The following is a 9,848-nucleotide window of genomic DNA, read 5'->3' as shown; positions in this document are numbered from 1 at the left end:
GCCCCAGCCTAACCGCCCCTGTCCACCCGATACCGCACCCGATCCCCGGGCGCGCCCCGCGGCCTGCCTCCCACCCTCGGACGCCGCGAAGGGGTGATTCGCACCTGCCGCGTCGGATTTGCCCGGCCTATCTACCCTCGGCAACAGCAGCCACGACGAAGGGACTTTCAATGATCAAGAAACTGCTCGGTCTGGCCGGGGTGGGCGCGCTGCTCGCCCTGGTACTGGCCTGCGGCTTCGGCGGCGGGGATGATGACGATGATGACGACGGCGACGACTTCGCCCGCGCCGCCGCCGTGGTCCGCCTTACCTGACCCGACGGACCCCACTCGGTGACACGGTCCCGGCAGCGTGCCCGAGAAGACCCGCGGGAGGCGTGCTCGATGTGCGCCAGGTTGCGATGTCCGTACCGAAGGACACCGCGACCTGGCGCAGCCGGGCAGGCAAAGCACCGGGCAGGCAGAACGCCGGGTAGGCGCGGCCGGGCGTCACTGCCGGTGCGGTGGTTTGGGAATTGGACGGGTGGGGCACTGGCGGTCACAGGCGGACCGTGACGTGCCGTAGCACGTCGACCACCCAAGTGGCCGCAGATCTTCGGCACCGGAGGAGGCAACACATGTTCGGCAGCAACCTGCTGGAGCGCCGCAGCAAGCCGGAACGGATCGCCGACCAGGCGTGGCAGCAGCTTCTCGCGGCGGTCGGGTCGGCCGGCGACAGCGTCCGGGACGCCGCGACGTCGGTACGGGAGGGCGCTCACCTCTCCGAGGCCGGCGACGTCGTCGGCTCCGCAGCGGACGAGGCCCGACGCCGCGCCACGCTCGCCTTCGACGCGCTCGCCGGCCGACGCCCGGCCCTGCCGTGGACGCTGCTGATCAGCGCCGCGCTGGCCGGTGCCGCGATCGGCTGGGCCGCCGGCACCGCAGCCCGGGCCGCCGGCAGCCGGGCGGATCGGGACGTGGACGACATCGAGTTCGTCGACGTGGACCGACCCAACTCCCCCGCCGACCTGGACAGCTGAGCCCGGGTCTGACGCCGCGAGTTCCTGCCACCTCGTCGCCCAGGAACAGCAGGTCGCCAAGATCGCTCGTCGTCCTCACCATGAGCTTCCTGCCGCGCCCCGGCAACCGCCGGACGATTGCCGGGGCCGCCCGGTCAGCGGAACCAGGCGGTACAGGTGACGATACTGGGCGTCGGGTTGCTGCCGGTCCAGCTGCCGATGAAGCCGAAGCTGGTGGTGCCGCCCGGGGCGAGGACGCCGTTCCAGTCCGCGTGCCCGACCCCCACCCGGTCTCCCTCCTGGCGGAGGATGCCGCCCCACAGGTGGGTGATCCGCTGCCCGTGCAGGTACCTCCAGGCCACCGACCAACCGACGGTGTGGGAGCCGCTGTTGTTGCGGACGTCCACCTGCGCGTAGAAGCCCTCCGGCCAGGAGCTGATCACCTGGTAGGTGGCCGTACAGGCCCCCGCCGGGACGGGCGTCGTCAGCGACGGGGTCGGGGCCGTGGGCGAGCTGGGCGACGGACCGGGCGAGGTCGTCATCGGGGCCGGCATGGCGGCCGGGCGACCACCGTCAGCCCCGGAGTACGGCTCGGCGGCGGCCGGTGTGGACGGTACGACGGCGATCTGGATGGCCAGGGCGGCGGCGAGCACGGACGTGACCGCGCCGGCGAGACTGCTCCGCATCTGCGGTTCCTCTCGGGGATGCCAGGTGAGCTGGATACGACGCCGCGAAGCGTCGACGGTGCGGAGAGCTGCCCTGGCTCCCCGCCGGCACGCTGGCTCCCGCTGCCGAGGAAGAAGTCCACGGTAACGGGCGGGACGGCAGGTGCGGAAGCGCTCCCGGTCAGCCCTTCGGGTCGAGGTGGTAGACCACCGCGTCGGCGAGCTGCTCGCGGCGGATTCCCAACCCGTCGACCGGTCGTCCGGCGGCGTCGCCCCAGGGGGTTCCGGCGGCGTACCCGGGCAGCAGCACCACCGTGCGCACCCCCACCGAGCGCAGGTACGCCACCGAGGCGGCGTCCGGGAAACCGAGGCTCATGACCCGGATCCGTTCCTGGCTTGCCGGCACGAACGAGGCGAGACCGTTGACGGTGCGCGGGAAGCCGTCGGTGGACCAGAGCATCACGTGGTAGTCCCGCGAACCGCCCAACGGCAGCACCAGCACCGGGTCCGGTACGCCGCGCAGCGCCGCCGGGGCGGCCGGCGCCGGCACGTGCGGTGTCCGGTTCACGCCCTCGACCAGCACCAGCAGCAGCGGCAACACCAGCACCGCCGGGCCCCAGCGCCGCCAGCCCCGCCGGGGCGGGCCGTTCTCGTGCACGGTCAACGCGCCGGCGGCCAGGATGCCCAGCAGCAGCGTCGTCCAGAGCACCAACCGCCCCGGGGTGCGGATGCCGTCCCAGCCGGGGACGTGCCGTACCAGGGTGACGTAGCCGGGGTCACCGTCCCCGCCGAACGTGGTGCCCGCCGCCAGGGCCAGGCTGACCCCCACCCCGGCTGCCAACACCAGCCGGTGCTGCAGCCGCCAGGCGGAGAAGACCAGCCCGGCCAGGGCGAGCGCGCCCAGCACCACCCCGGGCAGCAGGGTCATCTCCCCGGGAAACCCCAGGGTCTCCCGGGCCGCCTGGTGCCGCCCACCCCACAGCCAGGACTCCGGCGGCGCGGTCAGGAAACCCCGCAGCGGCGGGGAGAACATCTCGACCTGCGCCACCGTCCGCCGCCCGGCCGGGTGACGGGCCACCACCTCGAAATAGGGCGCGGCCATCAGCAGGGTCACCCCGGCGAACCCGGTGACGCCGGCCAGGTCGGCCAGGAACAGTCCGGGCGGGACCGTCGGCCGGGCACCCCAGCGCCACCAGGCTCGCAGGTACCCGGTGGTGGCGGCGAGGGCCAGCAGCGCCAGGACGTACGCGAAGGCCAGCCCGATGCCGAAGCCGAGCGTGACCTGCCAGGCGGCGACCGCCCAGCCGGCCCCCGCCCAGCCGGGCCGGACCCGGTCCGGCCGGTACCCGTGCCGCAGCGACCAGCCGTGCCCCCGGGCGAGCATGGCCAACGCCAGCGCGATACCGCCCACGCAGAGCACGTGCAGGTGCCCCGCCTGGGCCAGCTTCCAGGGCGCGTACGCGAAGGAGGCCCCGGCCACCGCGGCCCCCGCCCGTCCGGCTCCCAGTTGCCGCGCCAGCGCGTACGCCCCGACGAACGCCAGCGCGTGGGTCAGCACGTACAGCAGGTTGTAGCGGACCACGGCCGCCACCGGTCCCTGGCCGACCATGCCGAACGGGGCGAACCCGAGCAGCGTGTCGGAGTAGGCGTAGGTGTACGGCTCGGGGAAGAACGTGTTCGAGTGCCAGACGCGCGCCGGATCGGTCGCCATGGCGTGCCCACCCCAGGCGATCTGCCACGCCTGCAACGTGGGGTCGCCGGTGTCCTGCGGAAGGGTGCCGGCCGGGTCGCGCAGCGTCGGCCAGGTCATCGCCACAGCCAGCAGCAGCGCGACCAGGACGACGAGGGTCCACTCGTGCCGCGCCGCCCGCCACGACCCGCGGGCGGCGCGGCGGGCCACCCTCCGAGCCCGCTTCACGTCCATCCCCCCTCCCGACCGGTCGCCAGATCGTGTCACCCCCGTCGGGCGAGGGCGACTCACCCCCCGCGGCGGCAGCCTCGCAGTCGGCGGGACGTCCGCCCGCCCACGCCCGACCCGGAAGGGAGTACGCGCATGGCCACCGCGACCAGCGTCACCCGCACCGACCAGGACCTCCGCAACGACGTGCTCGACGAGCTGACCTGGGATCCCCGGGTGAGCCCGACCGGGGTGGGGGTGATCGTCACCGAGGGCGTGGTGACGCTGACCGGCTGGGTCGACAGCTACGCGGCCAGGTGGGCGGCGGAACGGGCCGCGCACCGGGTGGCCCGGGTGCGGGCCGTCGCCAACGACCTCGGCGTGCGGATCGCCCCGTCGGCGCAGCGCACCGACGCGGAGATCGCCCTGGCCGCCGAGCGGGCCCTGGAGTGGGACGCCTTCGTGCCGGTGGAGAACCTGGAGGTGACCGTCGCCGACGGCCGGGTGACGCTGCGCGGCCCCGTCGAGTGGGAGTACCAGCGCCGGGCCGCTGAGCGGGTGGTGGGGCGGTTGACCGGCGTACGCGGGGTGAGCAACGGGATCACCGTGCAGCCGGCGAGCCGGCCTGGCGGCGACGAACTGCCCGAGCGGATCGTCGACGCGCTGGTCCGCAGCGGCGCCACCGAACCGGACCGGGTCAGCATCCAGGTGTACGGCGACACGGCGGTCGTCGACGGGCAGGTGCACTCGGTGACCGAGCGGGACGAGGTGGAACGGATCATCTGGTCCGCCCCCGGCATCCGGGAGGTGCACAACCACGTCACGGTGACCGGCTGAGGCCCCCGGCCACGCCGGGACCACCCGGGGCGGGTGATCCGCTCTCACCCGCCACGGCGGCACGCTGGGCTCATGACCGATTCCGACGGGCTGCCCGGGTCGCGGCAGGCGGTGGCCGGATGATCACGCCGTTGCAGGTCACCGCCCGACTGCGGGTGCCGGTGGATGACACCGACCACGTCCGTGGGCCGACGGACGCGCCGGTCACCGTCGTGCAGTACGGCGACTTCCAGTGCCGTTACTGCGGGGCGACGCACCAGAACCTGGCCGAGATGCTGCGTCAGCGGGCCGACGTCGTCCGTCTGGTCTACCGGCACTTCCCCATCGCCAACGTGCACCCGTACGCGGAGGCCGCGGCGGAGGTCGCCGAGGCGGCCGGGCGGCGGGGCCGGTTCTGGGCGATGCACGACTGGCTCTTCGAGCACCAGGACCAGCTCGACCCGGTGCACCTGTCGCTCGGCGTGGAGCAGCTCGGGTTGCCGCCCGACGAGATCGGCGCGGAGGTCGAGCGCCAGGCGTACGCCGACCGGGTGCGCCGCGACTTCGTCGGCGGGATCCGCAGCGGGGTGAACGGCACTCCCACCCTGTTCGTCAACGACGTCTGCCACGAGGGCGGGTACGACCTGCCGGAGCTGCTGACAGCGGTGGACGCGGCGGCCAGCGGCTGACCGTGCGCCGCCCGCCGAGGCTCAGATCAAACGCAGCTCGCGGGCCCGGCGGACCGCCTCGCGACGGCGGGTCGCGTCGAGCTTGCGGTAGATGTTGCGTACGTGGGTCTTCACCGTGTTGACCGACAGGGACAGCTCGCTGGCGATCTCCACGTTGGACAGGATGCTCTGCAGGTAGCGCAGGACGGTCAGCTCCCGCTCGGTCAACGGCTCGTCCAGCGCCCGGACCGCCCCGTCCGGCCCCGACTCAACCGGTTCCCCGGCCCCCCGCAGCAGGTCACTCACGGTCGGCCAGTGAGCCGTGCCGGAATCGAGGTGCGCGGCGAGCAGGTCCCGCACCGCCGGCTCGGCGCGGGTGAAGACCCGCCGGTGGCCCTCCGGCGCGGCAAGGTCGAGCACCCGTTCCAGCAGCCGGCCCGCACGCCGGTCGTCGCCGTGCTGTCGGGCCAGTACGGCGTCCAGCACCCCGGCGGCGAGGCGTACCGGCAGCGGCCAAGCCTCGGCGGCCGGGCCGTCCCATTCCGGCAGGGCGTACCCGGCGGCCCGGGTGTCGCCGGCCCGCAGCTCCACCCGGGCCAGCGCCAACGCCAGCACCGGCGCCGGGTCGGGTTCCCGGGCCCGGTCGGCGAGCAACCCCCGGGCGGTGTCCACGTCTGCCTGTTCGCCGCGCAGGCCCGCCTCCAGGGCGAGCAGCCGGTCGCCGAGCTCCCCGTCGGGCGGTCCCTGCATCCTCGTCCCGGCCACCAGTTGGGTCGCGGCGGCGGCCTGGCCGGCGTCGCGCAGCAGCGCGGCCCGGCACAGCGTCGCGGCGGCGCCGGCCGTCGGCTCCCCGGCGACCGCGCCGGTGAGCGCCAGCCGGGCGGCGACCTCCTCCGGCTGGTCGCGGTACAGGGCCACCAGCGCCAGCGCCAGGTGGGCGTGGGCGCACTCGAGGCGGCTCGACCAGCCCTGGCACGGCGGCAGGTCCAGGGCCGCCCGGGCGGTCCGCTCGGCGGCCCGCAGCTGCCCGGCCAGGGCGTGCAGCAGGGCCAGCCGGGCGGCGCAGACCAGCACCGTACGCGGCCGGTCGCTGTGCCGCGCGGCGTCGTACGCCTCGGTGAGCCGGACCGTCGCGGCCCGCAGGTCGCCCTCGGCGAGGTCGGTCAGGCCGAGCGCCGTCCCGGCCACCGCCCGTACGTCGGCGTCCTCGCCGGCCCGGGTCCGCGGATCCGGTGCCGGGGCACCCGCACCGCCGCCGGCCGGGCCCGCCGGGCCGGACGGCGTGGCGGTGGCGAGCAGCCGAGCCGCGGCGGCGCGTACCTCCGCGTGGTCGCCGGCGAGGCGGGCCAGGGTGAGCTCCAGGGCGGTGGCCAGCCGGCGGAACCGGTCCCGGCGCGGGGCGGGCAGCGACCCCGCCGCCGCCACGGCGTCGCGCAGCCGCGCGGCGGCGGTCTCCGCGTCACCGGCGTACGCCCGCTCGGCGGCGCAGGCCAGGCCCAGCTCCGGGTCGCGGCGGACCTCCTCCGCCGCGGGCGGCGCGGGTGCCGGGCCGGTCGGGGCCCCCCGGTCGTACGGGACGAGTTCCGGCCAGTCGGTGAGCAGCAGTCCGGTGGCCCGGTCCCACTCGCCGCCGGCCAGCGCGTGCCGCAGCGCCTCGGCCGGGCGGTCCTGGTCGGCGTACCAGCCGGCGGCCCGCCGGTGCAGGTCCCGCCGGTCCCGCTCGTCCAGCCCGCCCAGCTCGTCGCGGAGCAGGTCGGCCAGCAGAGGGTGGGGCCGGTACCAGGGCGGGTCGCTGTCGTCGGTGTGCAGGAAGCCGCCGTCGCGGGCCAGCTCGGCCAGCACCTGCCCGCCGTCGCCCCGGCCGGTCAGCACGTCGGCCAGGTCCGCCCGCACGGCCGGGCTGACCGCGGTACGGCGCAGCAGTTCCCGCGCCGTCGACGGCAACCCGTCCAGCACCTCCGCCCGCAGGTACGCGGCGACCTCCGGCTGGTCGCCACCGAACCGGTCGGCCCAGCGTTCCGGGTCGGGGTGGCCGTGGGCGGCCAGCGCGGCGAACCGCAGGCCGGCGGGCCAGCCGCCGGTACGCTCCCGCAGTCGGGTGACCGCCGCGCAGGGCAGCGGGGTGCCGTGCGCGACCAGCAGGTCGGCGACCTCGTCGACGGTGAAGGCCAGCTCCTGCGGGCCGATCTCGGTCAGCTCTCCGGCCAGCCGCAGCCGGTGCAGCGGCTGCGGCAGCTCGCCCCGGGTCCCGGCGACCAGCCGCAGCCGCCCGTCGGTGTGCCGCAGCAGGAACTCCAACCCGGTCAGCGCGGCCGGGTCGGCGACCCGGTGCAGGTCGTCGAGGATCAGCAGCACCGGCTGCTCACGGGCGGCCAGCGCGGCGGCGAGCGGTTCCAGCTGGTCGGGGCACGGGGTGCTGGGCGGTACGGGCGGCCCGGATGTCCACCCGGGCGTGCCGCGCAACGCCGCCGCCAGGTACGCCCACAGCCGCTCCCCGCTGTCGCCCTGCTCGGCCTGTACCCAGGCCGGTCCCGGCGGTGCCGCGACCGGGTCCGGCCGGGCCGCGGCGTCGCCGGCATCGTCGCGGTGGTCGCGGCCGGCCCGTGCCCACGCGGCGAGGAGGGTAGTCTTGCCCCAGCCGGCAGGGGCCCGCACCAGCGTGACCGGGCCGGCGGTGGCGGCGTCGAGGCGGTCGGCCAGCCGGGGCCGCCACAGCAGCGGCTCCGGCAGGGCCGGCGGGGTGAGCCGGGAGGCGAGCAGCGGCGGCTCCGGGTGCGCCTCGGTGATCCGGTTGCTGCTGCGGCTCTGCGGCATCGGTGCCACCCCCGTCGGACGCGTTCCTTCCCCGGTCGCCGGCGGTTACCCCGCGCACGCCGGTTCACCCCTTCGGGGGGAGCCCGGTTCACCCGAACCGGGCCGGGGTGCAGACTCGGTGGATGCGCCACGACCGTTCGTACGACCTTGTCCTGTTCGGCGCGACCGGCTTCACCGGTGGTCTGACCGCCGGGTACCTGGCCCGGCGCGCGCCGGCCGGGCTGCGCTGGGCGCTGGCCGGACGTAACCCGACGAAGCTGGCGGCGGTCCGCGACCGGCTCGCCGACATCGACCCGGCGCTGGCCGAGCTTCCGCTGCTCGCCGCCGACGTCACCGACGCCGCCTCCCTGCAAGCGGTGGCGGACAGCGCCCGGGTGGTCGCCACCACCGTGGGGCCGTACGTGCACCATGGGGAGCCGCTGGTGGCCGCGTGCGCGGCGGCCGGCACCGACTACGTCGACATCACCGGCGAGCCGGAGTTCGTCGACCTGATGTACGTGCGGCACCACGCCGAGGCGGTCCGCACCGGGGCCCGACTGGTGCACGCCTGCGGTTTCGACTCGATCCCGCACGACATGGGCGTCTGGTACACCCTCAAGCAGCTGCCCACCGACGGGCCGGTGACCGTCGACGGTTTCGTCCGGGCTGGTGGGAAGTTCTCCGCCGGGACGTACCACTCGGCGCTGATCGCGTTCTCCCGCATGGCCGAGACGAGCCGGGCGGCGAAGGCCCGCCGGGCGGTGGAGCCCCGTCCACCGGGTCGCCGGGTCCGCGCGGTGCCGGGCAGGGTGGGCCGTTCGACGGAGATCGACGGCTGGGTGGTGCCGCTGCCCACCATCGACCCGCAGGTGGTACGCCGGTCCGCGGCGGCCCGCCCCGAGTACGGCCCGGACTTCCGCTACCGGCACTTCGCGGCGCTGAGGCGGCTGCCCACCGTCGTCGCCGCCGGCGTCGGCATGGCCGGGCTGGTCGGGCTGGTGAAGCTGCCGCCGACCCGGCGCTGGCTGCTCGGCCGGCTCTCCTCCGGGCAGGGGCCGAGCGCCGAGGAGCGGGCGAGGTCGTGGTTCACGGTCCGCTTCGTCGGTTCCGCCGGGGGCCGTACGGTGCAGACCGAGGTGGCCGGCGGCGACCCGGGGTACGACGAGACCGCCAAGATGCTCGCCGAGTCGGCGCTCTGCCTGGCGCTGGACGATCTGCCGCCCACCTGCGGTCAGGTCACCCCGGTCACCGCGATGGGCGACGTGCTGCTGGGCCGCCTGGTGGCGGCGGGCCTGACGTTCCGGATGGTGGCACAGCGGGGCTGACCGGTGCGCTTGACCCTCGACCTGGTTGAGGCGGCAGGATTCCCGGGGTGGAGAGCGAACTGCGCAGCATCGGCGAGCTGGCCCGCGCCAGCGGCCTGACGGTCAGCGCCCTGCGCTTCTATGACCGGTGCCAGGTGCTGACCCCCGCCCTGGTCGACCCGGTGACCGGCTACCGCTGGTACACCGGGGAGCAGGTGGCGCCGGCCCGGTTGGTGGCCGGGCTGCGCCGGGTGGGGCTGCCGTTGGCCGAGATCGGCCTGGCGCTGCGGCACCGGCACGAGCCGGCGGTGGTCGGGCGGCTGCTCGACGCGCACCTGCGTCGGCTGGAGGACGGCCTGGCCGACGCCCGCCGGGAGCTGTCCCGGGTGCGTGCCCTGCTCGGCCCCGAGGAGGGCACGGCGACGACGCGGGTGTTGCTGTCCCGCGCGGCACTGGCCGCCGCGGTCGACGCCGTCCGCTTCGCGGTGGGCGACGACCCGGGTTTGCCGGTGTTGTCCGGCGTGCTGTTCGACGTCGAGCCCGACGGCGTACGGCTGGTCGCCACCGACCGGCACCGGCTGGCGGTGGCCCGCGCCGCCGGGACGGTCGACGGGCCGGCGGCGCGAGCGTTGCTCCCGGTCGCCGCCGTCGACCGAATCCGGACCCTGCTGTCCTCCCGGGCCGAAGCCGACGCACCCGGGGCCGGGG

The 9,848-nt window shown here is 75.8% G+C and carries 9 protein-coding genes; 6 read left to right on the top strand and 3 right to left on the bottom strand.

Going from position 1 to position 9,848, the window contains the following annotated elements; all coding sequences use genetic code 11:
* Positions 1-170 precede the first annotated feature (170 nt).
* Positions 171-314 carry a hypothetical protein gene (locus tag E1182_RS31305; RefSeq protein WP_165942724.1) on the top strand — a complete coding sequence of 48 codons (144 nt, stop codon included), beginning with the start codon at positions 171-173 and terminating at the stop codon, positions 312-314.
* Positions 315-616: 302 nt separating this feature from the next.
* On the top strand, positions 617-1,018 hold the full coding sequence (locus E1182_RS26330; protein WP_132270201.1) for a hypothetical protein: 402 nt from the start codon (positions 617-619) through the stop codon (positions 1,016-1,018).
* Between the two features lie 134 nt (positions 1,019-1,152).
* On the opposite strand, the gene E1182_RS26325 is transcribed toward E1182_RS26330, so the two are convergent.
* Positions 1,153-1,683, bottom strand: a complete 531-nt coding sequence (locus E1182_RS26325) for a cellulose binding domain-containing protein (RefSeq protein ID WP_132270199.1) — start codon at positions 1,681-1,683, stop codon at positions 1,153-1,155.
* A gap of 160 nt (positions 1,684-1,843) precedes the next feature.
* Positions 1,844-3,586: a hypothetical protein gene (locus E1182_RS26320; RefSeq protein ID WP_207921523.1), complete on the bottom strand. Its 1,743-nt coding sequence runs from the start codon at positions 3,584-3,586 to the stop codon at positions 1,844-1,846.
* A gap of 129 nt (positions 3,587-3,715) precedes the next feature.
* On the opposite strand from E1182_RS26320, the gene E1182_RS26315 reads away from it, so the two are divergent.
* Together E1182_RS26315 and E1182_RS26310 are read left to right on the top strand one after the other, a co-directional pair.
* Positions 3,716-4,396 carry a BON domain-containing protein gene (locus tag E1182_RS26315; RefSeq protein ID WP_132270197.1) on the top strand — a complete coding sequence of 227 codons (681 nt, stop codon included), beginning with the start codon at positions 3,716-3,718 and terminating at the stop codon, positions 4,394-4,396.
* Between the two features lie 119 nt (positions 4,397-4,515).
* Entirely contained in the window at positions 4,516-5,064 is a 549-nt protein-coding gene (locus E1182_RS26310) for a DsbA family protein (RefSeq protein ID WP_132270194.1), read from the top strand.
* A gap of 21 nt (positions 5,065-5,085) precedes the next feature.
* Here the strand turns inward: E1182_RS26310 and E1182_RS26305 are convergent, their stop codons facing one another.
* Complete coding sequence (locus tag E1182_RS26305; RefSeq protein WP_132270192.1) at positions 5,086-7,857, bottom strand: LuxR C-terminal-related transcriptional regulator; 2,772 nt, start codon at positions 7,855-7,857, stop codon at positions 5,086-5,088.
* Between the two features lie 122 nt (positions 7,858-7,979).
* Here E1182_RS26305 and E1182_RS26300 point away from each other — a divergent pair, with 122 nt between their 5' ends.
* Positions 7,980-9,161 (top strand): trans-acting enoyl reductase family protein, encoded by a 1,182-nt coding sequence (locus tag E1182_RS26300; protein WP_132270189.1) that lies wholly within the window; start codon positions 7,980-7,982, stop codon positions 9,159-9,161.
* Between the two features lie 59 nt (positions 9,162-9,220).
* A partial coding sequence (locus E1182_RS26295) for a MerR family transcriptional regulator (protein ID WP_243706425.1) occupies positions 9,221-9,848 on the top strand: 628 nt, incomplete at its 3' end.

It is taken from the genome of Micromonospora sp. KC721, from assembly GCF_004348355.1.
GTDB lineage: Bacteria > Actinomycetota > Actinomycetes > Mycobacteriales > Micromonosporaceae > Micromonospora.
This window is presented reverse-complemented; position numbering and strand designations above follow the sequence as displayed.